The 21,636-nt window shown below is 40.5% G+C and carries 19 protein-coding genes; 12 read left to right on the forward strand and 7 right to left on the reverse strand.

Features of this window, described 5'->3' with window-relative positions; all coding sequences use genetic code 11:
* Positions 1–128 precede the first annotated feature (128 nt).
* Positions 129–542, reverse strand: a complete 414-nt coding sequence (gene ruvX, locus ABFX33_RS22655; protein ID WP_257096502.1) for a Holliday junction resolvase RuvX — start codon at positions 540–542, stop codon at positions 129–131.
* Between the two features lie 175 nt (positions 543–717).
* Between ruvX and def the strand changes: the two genes are divergently transcribed.
* Positions 718–1,944: a peptide deformylase gene (gene def, locus ABFX33_RS22660; RefSeq protein WP_346088453.1), complete on the forward strand. Its 1,227-nt coding sequence runs from the start codon at positions 718–720 to the stop codon at positions 1,942–1,944.
* Between the two features lie 121 nt (positions 1,945–2,065).
* On the opposite strand, the gene ABFX33_RS22665 is transcribed toward def, so the two are convergent.
* Positions 2,066–3,055, reverse strand: coding sequence for an aspartate-semialdehyde dehydrogenase (locus tag ABFX33_RS22665; RefSeq protein ID WP_120260404.1), 990 nt, complete (start codon positions 3,053–3,055; stop codon positions 2,066–2,068).
* A gap of 405 nt (positions 3,056–3,460) precedes the next feature.
* Here ABFX33_RS22665 and ABFX33_RS22670 point away from each other — a divergent pair, with 405 nt between their 5' ends.
* From ABFX33_RS22670 to trhO, 10 genes are all read left to right on the forward strand, one after another.
* A complete protein-coding gene (locus ABFX33_RS22670) occupies positions 3,461–4,408 on the forward strand; it encodes an NAD-dependent epimerase/dehydratase family protein (protein WP_346088456.1) in 948 nt (315 codons plus the stop codon).
* Between the two features lie 2 nt (positions 4,409–4,410).
* Positions 4,411–5,136, forward strand: a complete 726-nt coding sequence (locus ABFX33_RS22675; protein ID WP_120260406.1) for a YebC/PmpR family DNA-binding transcriptional regulator — start codon at positions 4,411–4,413, stop codon at positions 5,134–5,136.
* A 122-nt stretch (positions 5,137–5,258) separates the two neighbouring features.
* Positions 5,259–6,854: a hypothetical protein gene (locus ABFX33_RS22680; RefSeq protein WP_346088458.1), complete on the forward strand. Its 1,596-nt coding sequence runs from the start codon at positions 5,259–5,261 to the stop codon at positions 6,852–6,854.
* Between the two features lie 66 nt (positions 6,855–6,920).
* Positions 6,921–7,664: a DeoR/GlpR family DNA-binding transcription regulator gene (locus tag ABFX33_RS22685; RefSeq protein ID WP_120260408.1), complete on the forward strand. Its 744-nt coding sequence runs from the start codon at positions 6,921–6,923 to the stop codon at positions 7,662–7,664.
* A 23-nt stretch (positions 7,665–7,687) separates the two neighbouring features.
* Positions 7,688–9,148 carry a lipopolysaccharide biosynthesis protein gene (locus ABFX33_RS22690; RefSeq protein ID WP_120260409.1) on the forward strand — a complete coding sequence of 487 codons (1,461 nt, stop codon included), beginning with the start codon at positions 7,688–7,690 and terminating at the stop codon, positions 9,146–9,148.
* A complete protein-coding gene (locus ABFX33_RS22695; protein WP_346088461.1) occupies positions 9,149–10,021 on the forward strand; it encodes a glycosyltransferase family 2 protein in 873 nt (290 codons plus the stop codon).
* Between the two features lie 3 nt (positions 10,022–10,024).
* A complete protein-coding gene (locus ABFX33_RS22700; RefSeq protein WP_346088463.1) occupies positions 10,025–10,939 on the forward strand; it encodes a glycosyltransferase in 915 nt (304 codons plus the stop codon).
* 2 nt (positions 10,940–10,941) lie between these two features.
* Positions 10,942–11,697, forward strand: coding sequence for a glycosyltransferase family 2 protein (locus tag ABFX33_RS22705; protein ID WP_257096479.1), 756 nt, complete (start codon positions 10,942–10,944; stop codon positions 11,695–11,697).
* Complete coding sequence (locus ABFX33_RS22710; RefSeq protein WP_046673143.1) at positions 11,697–11,912, forward strand: DUF3820 family protein; 216 nt, start codon at positions 11,697–11,699, stop codon at positions 11,910–11,912. Before ABFX33_RS22705 ends, ABFX33_RS22710 begins: the two co-directional genes overlap by 1 nt.
* A gap of 94 nt (positions 11,913–12,006) precedes the next feature.
* Positions 12,007–12,993, forward strand: a complete 987-nt coding sequence (trhO, locus tag ABFX33_RS22715) for an oxygen-dependent tRNA uridine(34) hydroxylase TrhO (protein WP_257097194.1) — start codon at positions 12,007–12,009, stop codon at positions 12,991–12,993.
* A 65-nt stretch (positions 12,994–13,058) separates the two neighbouring features.
* Here trhO and ABFX33_RS22720 read toward each other — a convergent pair whose 3' ends face one another.
* The 4 genes from ABFX33_RS22720 to ABFX33_RS22735 all read right to left on the reverse strand — a co-directional run bounded on the left by ABFX33_RS22720 (position 13,059) and on the right by ABFX33_RS22735 (position 19,865).
* Positions 13,059–13,739 carry a DUF937 domain-containing protein gene (locus ABFX33_RS22720; RefSeq protein WP_346088466.1) on the reverse strand — a complete coding sequence of 227 codons (681 nt, stop codon included), beginning with the start codon at positions 13,737–13,739 and terminating at the stop codon, positions 13,059–13,061.
* A gap of 127 nt (positions 13,740–13,866) precedes the next feature.
* Positions 13,867–15,126, reverse strand: a complete 1,260-nt coding sequence (locus tag ABFX33_RS22725; RefSeq protein ID WP_257096473.1) for a DUF5689 domain-containing protein — start codon at positions 15,124–15,126, stop codon at positions 13,867–13,869.
* A gap of 3 nt (positions 15,127–15,129) precedes the next feature.
* A complete protein-coding gene (locus ABFX33_RS22730; protein ID WP_346088468.1) occupies positions 15,130–16,599 on the reverse strand; it encodes a SusD/RagB family nutrient-binding outer membrane lipoprotein in 1,470 nt (489 codons plus the stop codon).
* An 11-nt stretch (positions 16,600–16,610) separates the two neighbouring features.
* Positions 16,611–19,865 (reverse strand): SusC/RagA family TonB-linked outer membrane protein, encoded by a 3,255-nt coding sequence (locus ABFX33_RS22735; protein ID WP_346088469.1) that lies wholly within the window; start codon positions 19,863–19,865, stop codon positions 16,611–16,613.
* Between the two features lie 413 nt (positions 19,866–20,278).
* Between ABFX33_RS22735 and ABFX33_RS22740 the strand changes: the two genes are divergently transcribed.
* The gene (locus ABFX33_RS22740) at positions 20,279–20,863 is read left to right on the forward strand and encodes a hypothetical protein (protein ID WP_257096448.1); all 585 of its coding nucleotides are present in this window, start codon (positions 20,279–20,281) and stop codon (positions 20,861–20,863) included.
* 75 nt (positions 20,864–20,938) lie between these two features.
* On the opposite strand, the gene trmB is transcribed toward ABFX33_RS22740, so the two are convergent.
* Complete coding sequence (trmB, locus tag ABFX33_RS22745) at positions 20,939–21,595, reverse strand: tRNA (guanosine(46)-N7)-methyltransferase TrmB (protein WP_257096446.1); 657 nt, start codon at positions 21,593–21,595, stop codon at positions 20,939–20,941.
* Positions 21,596–21,636: the final 41 nt, after the last annotated feature.

Consider the following 21,636-nt stretch of genomic DNA (forward strand, 5'->3'; position numbering starts at 1 on the left):
ATTAAGTGAGCCCGCTACGCCCAGTTTTGATTACATCGCCTACATGGACTATATGATCATAAAATTGACACTACTCCATTAATAAACGAGTTATCTATTGCTAACGGTTCATGCGATAAAATTCGTATTTAAAAATTCCGACCCTCCATATAGCTCTGCAAGATAATTGTCGCTGAGACTGTATCGACCAGGCCTTTCTGTTGACGGTCCTTTTTCTTCTTCCCACTTTGAGCGATGGCTGCAGAGGCCATTTTTGAAGTAAACCGTTCATCAATTTCCACAACTGGAATTGTAGGGTAGGTCTTTTTCAATTTGCGCATAAACCCGACCACATGCGAAGCTGACTCCGAATCCGATCCGTCCAATTGTTTGGGTTTACCGACAACGAATGTTTCGATCTGTTCCGTGTGGAGGTAATCCGTAAGAAAAGTCCAAATATCCTGCGGATGAACTGTTGTCAGTGCTGTAGCAATAATTTGCATCGGATCCGTAACCGCAACCCCAATTCGTTTTGTACCATAATCAAATGCCATTAACCTCATGGAAAATCGTTTTTTACAAAAGTACAATTTAGATTTGAGTATCGAGATATGCGTGTTGAGATTCTGCTTCCACAGGCTATTAGCCCATGAAGTGTCATCATTTTTTTATTTTTTATTGTGTAAAACTTCAATTCACTAAAAAAGCTATAACTTTGATAGACTATTTAAAAGATAAATGAGAAAAACAGTTATTGCCAGCCTTTTTGTTGCATTTTGCCTATATGGTCATGCGCAGAGCAGTTATGAGCAACAAATTTTGGCCCAGCGCAAGGAGAAGGCTTTGGAATTAGCCAAAGAACAATTTGGCCCATTGAAAGCCGATCAAGTGGCATCTTTAGATTACTTTCCTATTAGCCCTAACTATAAAGCTAAAGCAAAAATAGAGGTCTTATTTGATGAACCTGTATTTCGTATGCCTACCTATGACGGTACCAGCAATGAATACAAACGCTATGCGATTGTGACATTTCAATTGAACGGGGCTGAAAGGACATTAAATATCTATCAAAGTGTGGCCTTATTTCAAAATCCTGCTTACAAAAAACATTTATTTTTACCATTTTTAGATCAGACAAACGGCCACGAGAGTTATAGTGGTGGGCGGTATATCGACCTGTCCACAGATGATATCAAAGGCAGTACCATTGAGATAGATTTTAATAAGGCTTACAATCCTTATTGCGCCTACAGCAACGGTTATCGTTGTCCAGTTCCCCCAGTAGAAAACAATTTAGAAACAAAAATTATGGCAGGAGAAAAAGCCTTTCATAAAGCGAAGAATGAGCGACCGGTCAACCTGAATGCCGGACAGGAATTTACGGAAGCTGACAAGAAGATTATTCTATCAGGGAATGAAAACACACTTCTTCGTGTATTACAAACTACCGACGAAAAAGATTTAAAGGTATTGAAAGCGACAAGCAGTGATGTTAAGTACAATGACCCACTGTTAGAAACACTTTCAAAGCGGATGTTTGCAACTGTTCGGGATCCAAACCATCCAGGGGTAGGAATAGCGGCACCTCAAATTGGGATCAACAAAAACCTGATCTGGGTGCAACGGTTTGACAAACCGGAACAACCTTTCGAGTTTTATGTAAACCCAAAAATCCTGTGGCGTTCAAAGCTAAAACGGAAGGGTGCAGAAGGCTGTCTATCCATCCCAAATCGCAAAGAAGACGTTTTGCGGAGCTACGCGATCCGTTTGCAATACATCAATAAGGAGGGAAAAGTTATCGAAGAAAATATTGAAGGGTTTACCGCAGTAATCTTCCAGCATGAAACGGATCACCTCTTCGGCATATTATTTCCTGACCGCCTGGAAGAGCAGGAAAAAGACAGCTATGTACCATTGAATGATAAGATTGATTTTTCCATCTTGCCAAAGACCTTGACACCATAGCAAGAGATTTGTTGGACCTGGCTGAAAAATGCCTGTCCTCCTGGAAATCATAAATGTACCTATAAAAAAGAGCCCCCATGAATTACTTCATGGGGGCTCAATATTATGGAATCTACTTGAGTTAGATCAATCCTTTTTCTGCCAATAGTTCAGCAACTTGAACAGCATTTGTTGCTGCACCTTTACGCAAGTTGTCTGCTACTACCCACATATTTAACGTATTCGGTTGCGAGTCATCACGACGGATACGTCCTACAAAAACCTCATCTCTACCATGTGCATCTTTTGGCATCGGGTATTGAAGATTAGCAGGATCATCAACAACGATACAACCACTTTGAGCTGCTAATGCAGCACGTACATCATTTAGATCAAAGTCATTTTCGAATTCGATATTCAATGATTCGGAGTGCCCGCCCATCACTGGAATACGCACAGTTGTTGCTGTTACCTTGATTGAATCGTCGCGCATGATTTTGTTTGTTTCCAAAATCATTTTCATTTCCTCTTTGGTGTAGCCATTTTCCTGGAATACATCGATATGTGGAATGACATTCAAATCAATCTGATAAGGATAAGCTTTTTCGCCTTCTTTACCTGCGCGTTCATCCATCAACTGGTTAACGGCTTTTACTCCTGTGCCTGTTACGGACTGATAGGTCGAAACTACGACACGCTTAATTTTATATTTATCGTGTAATGGTTTTAACGCCACTACCATTTGAATAGTTGAGCAATTTGGATTTGCGATGATCTTGTCATCAGCAGATAACACATCGCCATTTACTTCTGGAACAACCAATTTCTTCGTCGGATCCATACGCCATGCTGAAGAATTGTCAATAACTGTAATTCCAGCTTCTGCAAATTTTGGTGCAAATTCTTTAGACGTGTCACCTCCTGCGGAGAACAATGCAACATCAGGTTTCAAAGCAATAGCCTCAGATGGTGTAACCACCTTATACTTCTTTCCCTTGAATTCAATTTCCTTACCCTTGCTACGCTCTGAAGCTACTGGAATCAATTCTGTTACTGGGAAATTTCGCGCCGCCAACACGGTTAGCATCTCAGTACCTACAAGGCCTGTTGCGCCGACTACTGCCACTTTCATTTTTGTCTGTGTTTAAATTGTGTATATAAAATTTGTTATTTGATGTGTTTTTAGTTGATTCTTGAAGAATGAATTCTTCAAATTTAAAAAATATTCCCCAATTACAATATTAAAATAACAAAATATCGCTTATTCTGCTAAAAAAGTCACAACGGCTCCGTTTTTTCCGCCTTGATCAAAAAAATATTGAGCACAAACCGCCGTATTTGACCTAAAAAAATTGAAGTAACGATAATTCAAAAAAAATAAAAATTTTCGCTGCTCATTCAAAAAAACAGAACAAACGATTGAAACGGTTTAAAATCTCATAAAAACAGCGCCAAGAGTCTATAAATTAACATTTTTAGGAGACTGTCCTTTGCATCAAACAGTTGCTAGATACTGAAAAGCCGTTATATTTGCATCATGAAAGAAAGCATTATTATCATTGGTGCAAACGGCCAAATCGGTACTGAATTGGCAATCGCTCTGCGTAAAAAATTTGGTGCAGAAAATGTTGTCACCACAGACATCAGAGAACCACAAACAAAAAGCCCCGACGAGAATTTTGAAATTGCAAATGTGCTTGACAAAAATGGTCTGGACATATTGTTTCAAAAATATAAACCTACTCAAGTATATTTATTGGCAGCCATGCTTTCAGCAACAGGAGAGAAATATCCTGAAAAAGCCTGGGAGCTTAATATGAATGGATTGCTCAATGTGCTTGACCTAGCTGTTACGTATAAAGTTTCAAGAATATTCTGGCCAAGTTCCATTGCTGTCTTCGGTCCGCACTCACCGAAAGTAAATACGGAGCAATACTGTGTTATGGATCCGAATACGATCTATGGAATCAGTAAGCTTGCAGGTGAGCGCCTTATCGAATGGTATCAGGAGCACCGCGGATTGGATATCCGTAGCGTAAGATATCCAGGTATTATCTCCTGGAAAACAGAACCGGGAGGTGGAACGACAGATTATGCTGTTGATATCTTCTATGAGGCACTGAAAACAGGTACTTACGAATGTTTCCTATCCGAGAATACAGCATTACCGATGTTATATATGGAAGATGCCATCCGCGGCACACTTGAGCTGATGGACGCGCCACAGGAAAGTCTGAGCATCCGCCACGCCTATAACCTTGGTGGAATTACTTTTACTCCAAAAGAACTCGCACAAGAAATTAAAAAAATTCTTCCTAATTTTGCAATCTCTTACGTAGCGAATGACCCAAGACAACAGATTGCCGATTCATGGCCTGCAAGTCTGGATGATTCATACGCAAGTAAAGACTGGAACTGGAAGCCAGAATTTGACATCCAGAAGATGACAGTCGATATGATTGAGAATCTTAAAAACAAAATATAACAATGGGAAGAGCTTTCGAATTCAGAAAAGAGCGGAAATTCAAACGCTGGGCTAAGATGGCCGTGCAATTTACACGTTTAGGTAAAGAGATCGCTATGGCGGTTAAAGAAAGCGGCCCTCACCCTGAAACCAACTCGAGACTTCGCACAGCAATACATAATGCTAAGGCTGTAAATATGCCTAAAGATCGTATCGAAGCAGCTATAAAACGTGCTTCAGAGAAAGATTCAAAAGGCTACGAAGAATATGTATATGAGGGTTATGGCCCACATGGTGTTCCGGTTTTGATCGAAACAGCAACAGACAATACCAACCGTACCGTAGGAAATATCCGTAGCTATTTTACCAAAGCTGGGGGTTCATTGGGAAAAACAGGATCCTTGGATTTTATTTTCAATCGCAAGTCTATTTTCCGCTTTGCAGCTACAGACGAATTGGATCTTGAAGAATTGGAACTGGAACTTATCGATGGTGGTTTGGAAGAATTGTACGTTGAAGCTGATGAAGAAGGCAATGATGTTGCTGTAGTTCAGACTTCTTTTGAAGATTTCGGTAATATGCAAAAATTGCTGGAAGAGAAAGGTATCGAAGTAAGCTCGGCAAAGTTGGAGCGTATTGCTTTATCACACTCTGATATTACTGAAGAGCAAGCGGCAGATGTATTAAAGATGATCGATAAAATCGAAGAGGATGATGATGTTCAGGCGGTATACCATAATATGGCATAAGCTGTTTATCTCACAAAATATCTAAAAAAGAGCGCTTGTCGCTCTTTTTTTATAGCAAGGCCTCTCAGCGCCGTCAGAAAAATTACTACATTTGTAATAGACTATATCAAACTCGTAACAGGATGACTTTTGAAGAATTTTTCACGAAAAAGAAAATTGATTTAAAAGCTTTAAAAGCTGCAGATGAACCTTTATTTGAAGAGTTCAGAGCACACTATTCTGCTATGGGCGAGAAAAGCTTTGATCATAGCAAGAAGTTTTGGTTCAACAAGCTTCGTAAAAGTTACCATCTGACGGAAGAAGAAACGGCGGTTATCAAAAAACCGATCCAAACAGATCCTGTTGAGAAGGCTCCGGCCGTAACAGATGCCACTGCCGCAAAACCTGCAGGTTTCAAACCAAGGTTTAAGGCAGCAACTCCAGCTGAACCTGCTGAGCAGAAAGAGGAACCTACAACAGAACCTTCGACGGCAGCTGCAAATTCTACCACAGGATTTAAGCCACGCTTTAAACCGGGAATCACTAAAAACACAGCGACTTCAGCCGAGGAGACGGCCGCACCTACAGATTTGTCGAACGACACTGCGCCAGAAACGACTAAACCAACAGGGTTTAAACCCCGTTTCAAGCCAGGTGTTACGAAAGCAGCTGATAGTACTGTTAACGAGGATATATCCTCACCTGCAGAGGCCCCGGACAACTCGGCAACAGAAGCACCGAAGCCGACAGGCTTTAAGCCAAGATTCAAAGCAGGTCTGACGAAAGCAGCAAGTAACGGCTCGACACAGGAAATGGCTCCGTCAGCAGAGTTACCGAGCGCGAAGCAGACAGCTGCTCCAGAAGCAACACCAACGCTAACCGAAAGTAGCCCAGCCAATCCATCCATTGAACCACAACAGGAGAATACGGCTGAAACGGATACAACCGCAGCAAACAAACCGGCAGGTTTCAAGCCTAGGTTTAAAGCTGGTGTAACGAAAACAGCAAGTACGGATTCTTCCCAAACAAAGCCGCCGGCAGTAGAGAACACTGTTGACAAGCAGCAAAAAGAACCCAGCGAGCAGGAAACAGCAATTGCTAAACCAACGGGGTTCACTCCTCGCTTTAAAGCCGGTGTGACGAAAACAACTGATAGCACTATTAATGAGGATACATCTTCACCTGCAGAGGCCTCGGACAGCGCGGCAACAGAAGCATCGAAGCCGACAGGCTTTAAGCCAAGATTTAAAGCCGGAATAACGAAAACAGCAAGTGCTGATAACAAACAGGCGGCTGAATCTGTTCAATCCGCAAACTCTTCGGTAGAGGATGCGACTACACCTTCAGCGGTCGAGGATAGCACTGTTACAGCGAATACATCCTCACCTGCGGAATCCGCGACAAGTTCGGCAACAGAGATATCAAAGCCAACAGGCTTTAAGCCAAGATTCAAAGCTGGTTTAACCAAAACAGCAAGTACTGATTCTCCATCGACAGTAGTTCCCTCAGCAGCAAATACGGACGATACACAGGAAGTGGATCCGCCAACAGAAGACCCGAACGCGAAACAAACCGCGGCTCCAGAAGCAACACCAACGGGAAGCAATATGGCCAATCCAACTGTTGAACCCCAGCAGAATGATGATACTACAACGGAACAAACTGCAGCTAGCAAGCCAACAGGATTCAAACCTCGCTTTAAAGCGGGTTTAACAAAAATTGATAAAAAGGAAGAATAATTTTCACTACATTTAAACTGATTTTTTTTCAACTAGTTTAATAACTCCGATTAAAACCAAAGACCAATGTTAAAGGAAGAAAGACAAGCATTTATTATACATCAGATCAATCTACATAACAAAGTTTTATCTTCAGATTTAAGTGTCCAACTTAATGTATCCGAAGATACGATCAGACGTGACTTGAACGAGCTTGCAGAAAATGGCAAAGTTTTAAAAGTCTACGGTGGAGCGCTTTCCAAATCATTTCAATTTCCTTTTCAGGACGGAAATGTCTACGCTAAAGAAGCGAAAAAAGAAATTGCCAAGAAGGCAAGCTCATTAATCTCAAATGGTATGACTGTATTGGTCGGCGGGGGAACGACCTTGATTGAACTGGCACGAACAATTCCAGACCACCTTCAATGTACATTCTTTACGATCAGCCCACTAGTTGCATTAGAACTGGCTGAAAAGCCAAATCTTGAAGTGATTTTGGTTGGCGGAAAGCTTTCACGTAATACAAATATTGTATCAGGTGCACAGGTGGCCAATGAATTGGCGGACCTAAAAGTAGATCTTTGCTTGCTGGGTACCAATTCACTCTCTGTAGAAGATGGGGTAACGGATTCCGACTGGGAAGTTGTGCAAATCAAACGTGCAATGATCAAATGCTCTAAGAAGGTTGCTATACTCAGTATTGCGGAAAAACTTAATTCCGTTCAAAAAATGAAAGTGGTACCTCTACGTGATATTTCCTATTTGATTACTGATATCAATCCGACTGATGTTTCCTTAAAAGAATTTGCGAATACAATTGCAATACTTTAATATTGCCGCTCATTTAATTTAGCATGTCATCGCAAACAGGAAATGACTCTTTAAAATCAAAAACAACAAAAGGATTGCTATGGGGTGGTATGGCCAGTATCATCCAGCAGTTTTTGGGCTTCGGCTTCGGCATTCTACTAAATCGTAAACTAACAGCAGAAGATTACGGTTTAGTAGCCATGATTACCATATTCTCTGTTCTTGCCTCAGCATTTCAAGAGAGCGGATTTGTGTATGGGATTGTCAATAAAAAAGAAGTTCAACATAAAGACTACAATGCCGTATTCTGGACAAGTGTTGGAATAGGTACATTTATTTATATTGTATTATTCTTTTCAGCACCGCTCATTGCCCTGTACTACAACCAGCCGGTACTTGTTGAACTCAGTCGATTTACCTTTCTATCCTTCTGGTTAGGAAGTTTCGGGATTGCGCATAACGCCTACCTTTTCCGCAATTTAAAGATCAAGGAAAGAGTGATCACCGGGACTTTGGCCCTTATCTTATCAAATACAATTGGTATATATTTAGCCTATAAAGGTTATGCCTATTGGGCATTTGCGGTCCAGATCGTTTCCTATAGCGGTTTTAATATGCTTGGCTTTTGGTATTTTTCCAAATTCAAGCCCTCATTTACCTTCGATTTCAGTCCTATCCGCGATATTCTAGGGTTTAGCAGTAAAATACTGGTTACCAATATTTTTATCAATATTAATAAAAACATATATGCGGCAATTTTGGGAAAACATTATACAACCGAAGAATTAGGATATACTGTTCAACCAAATAAATGGAGCCAAATGGCGCAGTCTATTTTAACCAATATGGTTAATAACGTCACACAACCTATCCTACGTGAGATAGAAGACGATAAGGACAGACAGGTTCGTGTATTCCGCAAGCTCATCTCCTTTACTGCTTTTTTGGCTTTTCCAATGTTATTTGGTTTAACAACCGTTGCACAAGACTTCATTACGATTACAATAACCGAAAAATGGCAGCAAAGTGCTATCTTTCTTCAGATTTTCTGTATTGGAGCTGCTTTTGACTCAGTAAGCAATGTCTTCTCCAGCCTGATTATCAGCAAGGGAAAGTCCCAGATCTATATGCGAAATATCGTTGTTTTTGGTTTACTTCAAATCGCTATTTTAGTCTTTGGCAAATCGCTTGGCATTGAAATGCTCATCGCCTTAACCTCCGGATTAAATGCCTTATGGATATTTGTCTGGTACGCTTCGGCTAAACCCTATATGACCTATTCATTCCGTTATCTAATTCAGGATGTATTTTCATATGCTGTATTAGCCGGTATCAGCTGTTTGGCAGCACACTATGCCACCGCATCCATTGCCAACCTGTACCTTCGGTTTGCAAGTACTATCGCTGTCGCTGTATGTGCATATATTATCGTCAATAGAGTCTTTAAGCCGAGTATTTTGTTGGAATTATTCAGCTATTTCATCACAGTTATCCGAAAAAAATAGATGGCCAAGATTCTCACCATAATCGTTTCTTATAATTTTGAACCTTGGATTCACAAATGCCTGCACAGTTTATTATTATCAAGCCATCCAACGGATATCCTTGTTATAGATAATAACTCAAGGGATCATACTACCTGTATCATCAAAGAAACTTATCCTGCTGTCAGGCTGATAGAAAGTCCCGAAAACCTCGGTTTTGGGAAAGCCAACAACATTGGATTGACTATCGCCCTCGAGGAAGATTATGACTACGCCTTTTTAGTCAATCAGGACGCTTGGGTAGATCAAAACTGCATCGCCAACCTGATCAAGGTAAACACTGCAAACATTGGAATTATTTCCCCCATCCACTACGATGGTACGGAGGAAAAACTCGACCATGGGTTCTCAATTTATACGAAGCATACGCAGTTTGAAAATTCCTACCGAACCTGCTCATTCGTCAATGCTGCTTTTTGGTTGATACCAAAAGCTGTCATCAAAAAAGTCGGCGGTTTTTCTCCAATTTTCTTCCATTATGGAGAAGATAAAGATTATGCCAACCGCATCCATTATTATGGATTAAACTTTGTATTAGCCGAAGATGCCAAGGCTTATCACGACAGACAGCAGCGCCAAGTAGATCGCAAAGCTTTTCTAAAGAGCGAATTCGTCTATCATCTGACAGAATATTGCAATATCAATTATACGTTTACAAAGGCTTTCTCAATGGCGATATTAGCGAGCGTAAAGAAAATGCTGTCTTCTTTGGGTAAAGGTCGTATTTTTGAAACAAGAAGTTATTTCAATATTGCTTTTAGACTATTGGGTAAGACCATGGAAGTCCGTGATACCCGTCAGGCTAATAAAAAAGCTTTTAACAAAATTTTTTGATAGATGAACAGTCTTGCTCCAGTCTTACTCTTTGTGTATAATCGTCCAGCGCATACGCTAAAGACTCTTGCAGCACTTGAGAGAAACAGGTATGCTGACCAGACTATTCTCTATATTTATTCGGATGCGGCAAAAGATGAGCGCGCGATTGAGGCTGTAGAAGAGGTACGTCGGATTATAAAAAAGCCCTGGTATTTTAAACAGATCAAAATTGTCGAGCGGGACAAAAATTGGGGCTTAGCTGCGAATGTCATTGACGGTGTTACCAAAGTCGTGCAAGAACATGGGCAGATTATAGTCTTAGAAGATGATCTCGAAACATCAGCATTTGCTCTCGATTACTTTAATAAAGCACTAAACCGCTATAAAGAGGACGAACAGGTCATGCAGATCAGTGGCTACGGCTATCCGGTAAAAAATCTGAATGAGCTTCCTGAAACGTTTTTCTTTCGAGTCGCCAATAGCTGGGGGTGGGCAACATGGGATCGTGCTTGGCAACATTTCAACCCCAACATAGATGAGCTTGTTTCCGATTTTTCGGAGGAACAGATTCATCAGTTCAGTATTGAAGGAAAAGAGAACTTTTGGAAGCAGGTACAGGAGCTACGCACTGGAAGGATCAACTCCTGGGCAATACGTTGGTACGCTTCGGTATTCAAAAAAAATGGACTAGTTTTGTATCCGAGGAATTCGATGACACAGAATATCGGTAACGATGGTTCGGGCACTCATACAGCTGCAGAATCAACCTATCAGGTCACTTTAGCAGATCATCCTGTACATTTTTTCCCTACCGAAATAGCGGAGAATGTACAAGGGTATGAAGCTATCAAATATTTCTACGCACATCGGAAAGGTTCTTTATTCAATCGGGGCATCCGATTCCTCAAGAAAAAAATTAACAAATTCAATAAATAGACATGTCTGCTCATCCAAAATTTTCAATCATCACTGTCGTTTACAATAATGTGCGGGATATTGAGCATACCATCACATCTGTTGCTAACCAGACTTACGACAATATTGAATATATCGTCATTGATGGGGAATCATCCGATGGTACTTTAGCCGTTATTCAAAAATATCAGGATAAAATTGCGGTCTTATTATCTGAAAAAGACAAAGGAATTTACGATGCGATGAACAAAGGCCTTGCTTTGGCTACAGGTGACTATGTTCTCTTTTTGAATTCCGGAGATGAAATATACGATCTCAACAGCATCGAAAATCTAGCGAAGCTCAGTGATGGTGCCGATATCCTCTATGGTGAAACGATACTTGTAGATGACAATCGAGCTATTATTGGTGAACGAAGACATAAAGTACCAGCAAATTTCGACTGGAAGAGTTTTCGTTATGGCATGAATATCTGTCATCAGGCGATTTATATCAAACGGAGTATTGCAGAACCGTATGACCTCAATTATAAGCTATGCGCCGATATAGATTGGGTCATTCGCTGTGCTAAAAAGGCAAATAAATCTGTTAATGCACATCAATATGTAGCGCGCTATCTCGTGGGCGGGATGTCAAAACAGAAACATAAGGAGTCGCTAAAAGAACGCTTCGCCATCTTCAAACACTATTACGGCACCATTCCCAATTTATTCAATCATGGGATCATCGCGTTAAAAGCGATCTGGTACCGCATTAATTATGGAAAACCCCAAGACTAATGCTAAATCCTGAAATCCTCACTGAACTTGTGACAGTTAAAATGCCCTTCGGCAAATATCAGGGCTACACCTTATGCAATCTTCCGGAGCCTTATTTGGTCTGGTACAATCAAAAAGGATTTCCTAAAGGTAAATTAGGACAGCAACTGGCCACACTTTATGAGATCAAGCTAAACGGCTTGGAGTACCTCTTGGAACCTTTGAAGAAAAGGTGACGAAGGTCATTTCCTTCCATTTATTATTTTTTGTAGCTTTGCAGTGAATTTATTTTTGCATTAAACGCCGTTTGCAGCGGTATCAATGAATATCATGACACAATATCAAACATTGCTGTACTATTGTTACAGCCCTATCGAAAACGCAGAACAGTTTGCGACTGATCACCTTGAATTTTGTAAATCACTTGACTTAGTAGGACGTATTATTGTTGCCGATGAAGGCTTGAATGGTACTGTTTCGGGTACGACTGATGCTTGTCAACAATATATGGATGCAATTTATGCGGATGGTCGTTTTAACAAAACAGAATTTAAAATCGACAACGTTGATGAACCTTCTTTCATCAAAATGCACTGTCGCTACAAAGCTGAAATCGTGCACTCTGGCCTAAGGGATCCGAAAGAAATCGATCCAAACCGCCAAACAGGTATACATCTGGAACCAAAAGATTTCTTGGCGATGAAGGACCAAGAAGATGTCGTTGTATTAGATGTGCGTTCAAACTACGAGCACAATGTAGGTCACTTTAAAAATGCGGTGACTTTGGACATTGACAACTTCCGCGAGTTTCCAGAAAAAATCAAAGAGCTTGAACAATATAGAGGCAAAAAAATATTGACCTATTGTACTGGTGGGATCAAATGTGAAAAAGCTTCTGCCCTATTGTTAAAAGAGGGCTTTGAGGATGTCTACCAATTGCATGGTGGAATCATTAAATATGGCAAAGAAGCAGGTGGTGAAGATTTCGAAGGACAGTGTTATGTCTTTGACAATCGTGTCACAGTAGACGTCAACTCAGTCAATCCATCGGTCGTATCAACCTGTTTCAATTGTGGCAAACAGACGACCAAGATGATCAACTGCGCCAATCCGGTATGTAATGAGCATTTCACGCAGTGTGACGAATGCGGATGGGAAATGGAAGGCTGTTGCTCTGTTGCCTGCAAAGAAAGCCCGAATAAACGAGAATATGATGGTACAGGATACTATGTTAAAGTTCCTCAACCTGTTAATGTAGACAAAATCAGCAAAAGAAAACATAAGAATTTTCCACCTAAAGTAACGGTAGAAAATTAATTCAATATAACATAAAAAAGTCGGTAACTGATCAGTTACCGACTTTTTTATGTTATAAGATTGCTTTACTTCGCAAACATTCCTGCGATCGAGTCAAGGATATTTCCTTTGGATTGACCATCGTTACTTTTATCAAAGAAGCTGCCGGCCAAACCGCCCAACATATCAGTCATACTACCGCCTGTAGAAGCCTGTTGTGTTTCTTGTGCAGGCTCTTCCTGTCCGCCGCCTAGAAATGAACTGAGAATCCCTCCTAGCATACCACCCCCAGCACCTTGCTGTCCACCAGCACCTAAAACAGATCCGATCAGGTCACCAATACCCCCGCCACTGGACGCCTGTTTTTGTTGACCTAAGTAACTCATGACAATAGGCGCTAACGTTGCTAAAACCCCAGTTACCTGAGCAGAGCTAATACCAGCTTTATCGGCAATATTCTGTGTCACCACCTCTGTGTTTTGTCCAAACATATGGTTGACAATCTTGTTCCCGTCGTCAGATCCACCCTGGCCAAATAAATCACCTATCTTATCGAAGATACCTCCACCGCTATGTTGATCGATCGCTTTGTCAATGTTTTCCGATTGACCTTTGTTTTTTGCATTGTAGTTCAATGCTGCAATCATTAAAGGAACAGCCGCTGCCACAATCCATTTTGCTTTGGATTCACTGACGCCTGTCATTTTAGAAATGGCTTCTATTGCTTTCGAGCCAACTCCTCCTGTAACTAAGTCTGTTAAGTTCATAAGTCTTCGTTTATAGTTACTATGAAGATAACGAATTTTTATGAGGAGTTTAGAAAATATATGCCGACAACAGAAAGCCCTGTGGAGTCTTCACTACACAGGGCTTTTACATAATCAGTCGTTCAACTTAATAACTCTTATAGATTGCAATATCATCCAGGCCGAGCCTTCCATTATTAATGACATTGTTGCTGGTTCCCAATCCAAGCTTGGTGACCCGGAAACGAACAGCTCCTTGAACATTCATTAAAAATACAGTCTGTTTTGAATTCATACTCTGCGAAGTTGGATGTGCGTCAGCGATGGATTCACCTATTTGCTTCCAAGTCGCGCCCTGATCGGTAGAATATTCCAGCTTAAACGTGCATGACCGATCTGTATAATATGAACCATACCAAAGTGTCACTTTTGAAGCGCCATTTGGTACATCAAAATTCATCTGTACATGACCATCCACACTTAAATTCTGTTGCATGCGTATCGCATTTTTACCGGAAACAATTCGGTCACGACCAGCAGTAGTACCCAATATTGCCTGATATAACTTCCATTGCCCAGTTGGGAAAGACACGTCGTTCTTTTCGCCCATATCGTAACTTCCTTTCACACTCGCGTCTACAGCATCAAAAGTCTCCGGCCATCCAGCATATAGTTTACCACTTGCATAGGCCATGTCGGAGTAGTCCTGCATTCGGATTTGCAATTTATCCCCCTCTCTGAATGCTATTCCTCTGAAAGAGGCGCTGGGAGCAATAGACTGTGCCGCAAATGTTGCATTGTCCTCGGTATGTAAGGTAATCTCATTTTTATCTCCATCCATCAAGATCTTATCGCCTTTTAGGGCTGTTCCGGTTGCAGGCTCTGGCTCGACATCAGCAGTAACATCAATATAAGTTGATTCAAATTCGTCGAATTTCGCATTGAGGTTCGCGACCGATACGGCCAATGGAGCAACATCCTTATTTGAGGCAAAGACATTGACCTGTTGATTATTAACGGACGATAAAACCATTAGACCAGATTTTTTGACCAATTTTGTACCATCGATATTGATCTGAACAGAGTCACCAAATTTGAAACTCGAGGCATCAGTAACCTCTACTAATATTCCTCTACGTTGATTGCGCCAAATATTCTGAACAGCAATGGTATTTTCGGGCAAATTCTTATTCTCAGCGCGTGAAACCACAAGCGCCTTCACGTACTTTGCGCCAAGCGCACTTGATTCGTTGAGCTGTAGGTCCGTATTTTTATAGAGGCTGCGTAATGTATACAATGATATTTCAGGATTTAATTCTCCGATTGACTCATTGATATCTTCTTTACAGCCTGTCAGGAGCGTTGACATCGCCAACGCAGTCCATATTACTAACTTTAATTTTTTCATGAACTAGTTGATTGTAGGTTGCCACCACATTTTTTCATTTATTCCATCTCCGCCCATGCGACCGACCGCATCTTGGTAATTTTCCCTATTAAGCGATTGGACAATAATTGGGTAATTTAATCTGACCGGCATCTTTCCATTGTTTAATAAACCTGGCCCTTTGTACAGATCTAGCAACTGTGTTCGACGATATTCATACCACTGTTGGAAATCCGTAAACATCATCGCATAGTATTTTTGCAGATGCACCTTTTTTAGCTTTTGAGTTTCGGAATCCTCAGCCGAAAAGATCACTTTTGGATTTGCCAAATAGCCCTGTGGAACAGTAGTTCCCCAATATTCCATCGCTCCATTGATTCCTTTTGTATATGCCTCAGAAGCATCAAGCTCAACATATTTCCGCAGGGCACATTCCGCTATGATAAATTGCAATTCAGCATAATTCATGATATTTCCCATGTGCGCATCTGACTTTAGCGCTGCGAGGAGTGTAGATTGACGCTCAGGAACATTTCCGCGAGCATAACCAGACTGCATACCTCCATAGACACCTAGAGTAGCCTCCGTAGCCCAAAGCTTCAAACGAGGATCGCCCAGGTCCATCAAATTATTAATAAAAAATTCAGAATACCCCCTAGTGCCATTAAAATCAATATCGCGCACATTATAATTGGGATTCATATAAGGCTGTACATTGGTATAATACAATGCGGCTGTTTCAGCATTACTTTGCATAATCGGATATTCGGCAGCATTAGTCTCCAATATTTCCTTAATCTTGGCAACAGCATTCGTTTCTGTTTTATGTGCAACCCGCAATAACAAACGCAAATACAAGGAGTTACCAAATTTGCGCCATTTTGTCGGATCTGAACTATAAATTGGATCCATCGCGTTATTGGCCGACTCTACCAAAACATTTTCTTTCAATAGGGCGTTCGCTTCCTCTAGTTTTCGGAAAATATCCTTATAGATATCCTCCTGTTTATCAAATTTGGGGGTGAGATTACCTTCGGAAAAACCTTTATTACTATCGAAATACGGTACATCACCATACATGTCCGTGATAAGCGAACTTACCCATGCATCCATGACCAAGGAAATACCCATATAAGTCTGATAACCGACCTGTTTTGCGTCGTTAGCCCTCTGATATATATCTCTAATATTCGTCAGTTGCACATACCAGCCAGTCCAGCTTGACTCCGATTCCGATGGTCTAATCTCATAGCGCTGAATTTCCAAATTATCATTTATTGTGACTGTAACCTGCATCAATTCGTTATTGATTCTTAAATTACGAGATAGATTAGTACTCAACACATTAACCAAAGCCGGTGCAATCAAGCTTTGCGGTGCTACTGCAGAAACTTTATTAGGATCGGTATTCTTTTCTACAAAATCTTTAGTACAACTCTGGAATACTATACTCCCGAGTATGAGTAAAAATGTTATACGGATATATTTTTTCATAGCGTCAATAATTAAAATGAAAATGATAGGTTCACACCCATTGTTCGCGTCGAAGGAAACTGAGCAATTTCAGCTCCTTTCTCAATTCCACTACCGGTCAAAGAAGCAAATTCTGGATCAAAAGCTGGCCATTTAGTAAATACAAAAAGATCCCGTCCATATAAACCGATAGATGCCTTTTCAATTTTGTAACGACTTAAAAAAGATTTCGGCAATGAATAATCCAGTCTAACTTCCCGCAGTTTGATAAAGTCAGTAGAAAACGTATTTGATTCAAGATTGTCACGATTAAAATGTCTTGCATAATAATCTCCAGCTGTTGCAACGACCGTATTTTTGCTATAACTTCCATCTGGATTCAGCACAACGCCGTCGCCAATAATCCCTGTATAACGCCCCGGAAGCGTCTTCTTTAATTTTCCCTCTTCCATCAGAACAGCATGCGTTAATGAATAACCTACCCCGCCAAACTGTCCGTCAAACAGGAAATTAAAACGGAAACCTTTGTACTTGAATTCATTGCCCCAACCAAATTTCGTGGTCGGATTGGGATTACCAATATAACGGCTTTCCTGTGCCAATACAGGTACACCATCAGCATAGATGATCTTTCCATCTGGGTTTCTTTCATAACCTAGTCCCCAGATATCACCAAATCTACGCCCTGGTATAGCCTCTATCGTGCCGCGGCTACCAAACAATGTAGAAAGAATAAGTCTCCCTTCAAGCGAAGCCGGTATAGAAACGACTTCCGAATCATAATGGGTAAAATTCCCATACATATTCCAGTTTAACTTATCCTGGCTTTTCAAAATATCTCCCGATAAAGCAATCTCAATTCCTTGAGTTTTAACTTCCCCACCATTGGTGAACTTTCGTCTATAACCACTGGAAGGGTCTACAGGCGTTTCGATTAACTGCCTGTCCATCAATGTACTGTATACAGTCAAATCCAGTTTTATTCGGTCTTTAAACATCCGAAAGTCGGTTCCTAGTTCATAAGACAAGGTATTTTCGGCTTGCAAATTTTCATCAGGAACTGTCGAAGGATTAGATAATCCACCGTTAAATCCGATCACACTGCTATATCCATAAAAGTTATTAAAGGGTTTGGTTCCTCCCCCTCCTACTCCAGCAATAGAGGCCCGTAATTTCCAATAGTTGATTGATTTCGGCAATTCAAAGATTTGACTTAGGATAAAGCTTGTATTAACCGATGGGTAAAAGAAAGGCTTAACTTCATTTCTTTTAGGTGAAGCCAATGTACTTGCCCAGTCTACGCGACCCGTAAAGTCAATAAAATATCTTTCTTTATAACTATAATTTGCCAAACCATAGACACTATGAATAGCGTACTCCGCCCTATACGGATCATATAGCACCCTTTCTCTGGCATTTGCAAACTTATACTGGTTTGGATAAATCAGACTATTTGCTGATGCATCATCTTTAATGTATTTGTTGTTTAATAAGGCTCCCCCAGCTGAAACACCAAAACGATGGTTTTCCGAACGTTGGTTATTATATTGTAATAAAAAATCTGAATTTCGTTCCTCGGCATAAATAGATTGTTCACGATAGTAACCAAACGCATATTTATAAGTATCAAAAGGTCTTGACTGCTTACGTTTGTCATATCCCATATCGATTCCTGTCCGGAGCATCAAACTTAGTTCATTGGTGAATTTATAATCCAACTGCACGTTTCCGATCAGGTTATTTTTATTCTGCGCATTGACCATATCATAAGAAATCGTTCTCGGATTATCCAGTAAATTGGAAAATGGTGTCATTTGCTCAATGCCCTCCTTGCCAGGAAGCCAATTCTGATCCAACCAAGCCGCATCTATATTCGGCACAATCCCCCGAACAAAATACATATAGCTTTGATTATTGTAACCGCTATTAGGCAAATTGTCAGAACCTCTATTATTAAAATTAATTTTTGTGGACAAGGTCAATTTATCGGTGATCTTACTGCTAAATTGCGTTGCAATTGTGTGCCTATTATAGCCCATATTGGGAATAATCCACTTATTGGTTACATTGGTATAAGAAAAGCGCGCTGTCGTCTTATCTGTAGATCCGGAAACACTAATGGAATTTGTCGAAGTCAGCTCCGTTTGAAATAGGTCCTTGCGATTGTTTTCATAAGGTCGCCAAAGTGTACGTTCGGCAGGTGTTTGTCTATAATTAGCGGGATCATATTGGTAATAGTATTGACCATCAAATTTAGGTCCCCAAGCAGATGAGGTGCTCAACGTACTTGCACCATCTTCCGATTGACCATAGGAGTAATACAAGTCCTGTCCTATAGCACCTTGCCCATATTCATACTGATAATCAGGCCATCGATTAATTGTCCCGATTGCAGTATTTGAATTGACAGTAACCCCTATTCTATTTCGTATACTCTTCCCTTTTTTAGTCGTAATAATGACTGCACCACGAGACCCTCTATACCCATATAATGCTGCAGCACCAGGCCCCTTAAGAACTGAAACTGACTCAATATCTTCAGGATTAATATCAGCCAAAGAAGAGCCAAAATCTACGGGTGAATCACCATCCAAATAGGCCGAATTCCCATTCCCTGTCATTTTAGTCCCACCTCCCATGATAATCCCATCCACAATAATAAGCGCATCATTGTCCCCCGTCATGGATGTTTCGCCACGCAGGATAACTTTATTTGACCCCAACGGTCCTGCACCAGATTTAACCAGATTTAAACCAGCTACCTTACCAGTCAATGCATCTGTCCAGTTGTTTGAAATTGCATTGGTCAATTCCTCCCCCTTCACGGTACTAATGGAGTAACCAAGTGCTTTCTCCTCCCGCTGAATACCCAGCGCCGTAACAACTACTTCATTCAATGCCTCGGAAGTAACATTTAATGCGATTTGAGCATTTGACTGTGCTGTTGCAAAGGTCTTGGTCTGCCCCTCATAACCAATCAATTGAAAACGGACCAAAGCACCGGTCTCAACCTCTATTTCAAAATGCCCCGTTCGATCAGTCGTCCCCTTCGCTACCCCGCCAGCAAGGATAGATACCGATGCTAAGGGCTCCTGTGTCTTGCTATCTACAACTTTTCCTTTAATTTTAATCTTCCCCTGATTAAAATTATGTGTGACTCCATGGCTGTTGTCCATTGGAACAGCCGCCGAAGCTACATCCAGATTGCAAGCAACTGCCAGCGCTGCAAATAGCACTTTCGAGGATGAGTGCCTTAGATTAATTTGGATAGGGTTAATACTAAACATAGATATTAGTGTAAATTGTTAATTTGCAATTTGGGACAAAAGTATACTCTTAACAAAAAGTTTGTTTTAACTTAATGTTTTCTTTCTGTTAACAATTGTTTCGAATATAATTTCCTTTAAGAAACATTTTGCCCGATTTACATCATATAAAAATGCATAAGAATTCATTACAGACAGGAATTTCACGCATTAGGTCTAAAAAAAAGCAAGCCTTTACCTTGGTTATTTACTATAATAGTATCGAAAATAATAAATATTTCTTAAAAAACGAAGCAAATCGAAGTTATTTAAAATACATATCGCAATAAAAACACACAGCACGCTAAGCTAATTCTGCCTTGATTAAAAATATATCCATGGTTTTCGAGAAAGGCAGAAAGAGAAGAAATGAATAAAGAGCGGCCCATTATCTTATGCACGATCTGACCTGGGATACCTTGCAGCAGCTCAAACAGCACAATCAGGCTTTGGAAGAAATTGATTTTGAGATTGCCGAACTCGAATACCTGTTATTCCCTATCGAACAGGATCTTGATATTCTTGAGGTATTTCTCAAGATCAAGGATCCCTCGGTGCTTCCATTCGATAAGCACGATGAAGTAACGGAAATAAGTATAGACCTGGAAGACTTCTATAAAGGGGTAATATATCACAACCAGCACATTCAGGATCTCCACGATGATGTATCTAGGGAATACCAGTGGTTCAATGCTCATTTCGAGATGATCTATGAAAAAGAAGGCTGGATAAATGAAGCGCTGTGGAATGACATCCATCTGATCTACAAAAACTACCTGGGTGCGCAGGTCGACATTGTTTCTCTGGATCGCGACCAGGAGGAATTTAGAGAAGTATTGGCTGAGGTCAATGACGTACAGGATAATTACAATGAATATGGAGAGGTCATTTTCAATTCTTTCAACGCTCTTCATACTCGATCTCAGGAATGTTATAAAAGGGCAGAAATTGTCAATAAAGGATTGGATGAACTGAAATAGAAGAAACTGTCTCCTATGCTTGCATCATGCAAATGTAGGAGACAGTTTCTTTCTTTTACAATAAAAACTTTGATGTTAGCGTTTCTCAAAGCTCCATTTCACATAGTTTATATTCTTATCGTCAGCAAGATACTTTTTCTCATAGTATGTCTTGATTGATAAAACATTATCGACCAAGTCCGAGTGATACAGATCTGTCGTCTCTTTATATTTCTTCAGATTCTGTAACTCTATTTGCTCAAGAGTATATGCATAGAAGCCATCATTATCTGTCTTTAGATTCATCATCCCTTCTGGCTTCATGACAATCTGGTAACGGTCTAAAAATTTAGGGCCTGTCAAGCGCTTCTTTTCGCGACTGTCCTGCGGCTGTGGATCTGGAAAGGTAATCCAAATTTCATCAATTTCATTCTCAGCAAAGTGCTCAAGAAGCGTTTCAATCTGTATCCGTAAAAATGCGACATTTTTGATACCATCTTCCAACGCGGTTTTTGCGCCACGCCAGATACGGTTGCCTTTAAAATCAATCCCGATAAAGTTCTTTTCCGGAAACAAGCGCGCCAAATTAACTGTATATTCTCCTTTACCGCAGGCAAGTTCCAAAACAACCGGGTTTGCATTTCCAAATTGTTTCTCAGCCCATTTTCCTTTATATTCTTTGCCGGCATCGAGCTGGATGACATTCTCAAAAGTCGCTACTTCGGCAAATTTACGTAGTTTATCCTTTCCCATTTTTTAATTAATATCCCGCAAAAATAACCTTATATTTGCAG

The sequence above is a fragment of the Sphingobacterium ginsenosidimutans genome (genome assembly GCF_039536865.1).
Taxonomy (GTDB): domain Bacteria; phylum Bacteroidota; class Bacteroidia; order Sphingobacteriales; family Sphingobacteriaceae; genus Sphingobacterium; species Sphingobacterium detergens.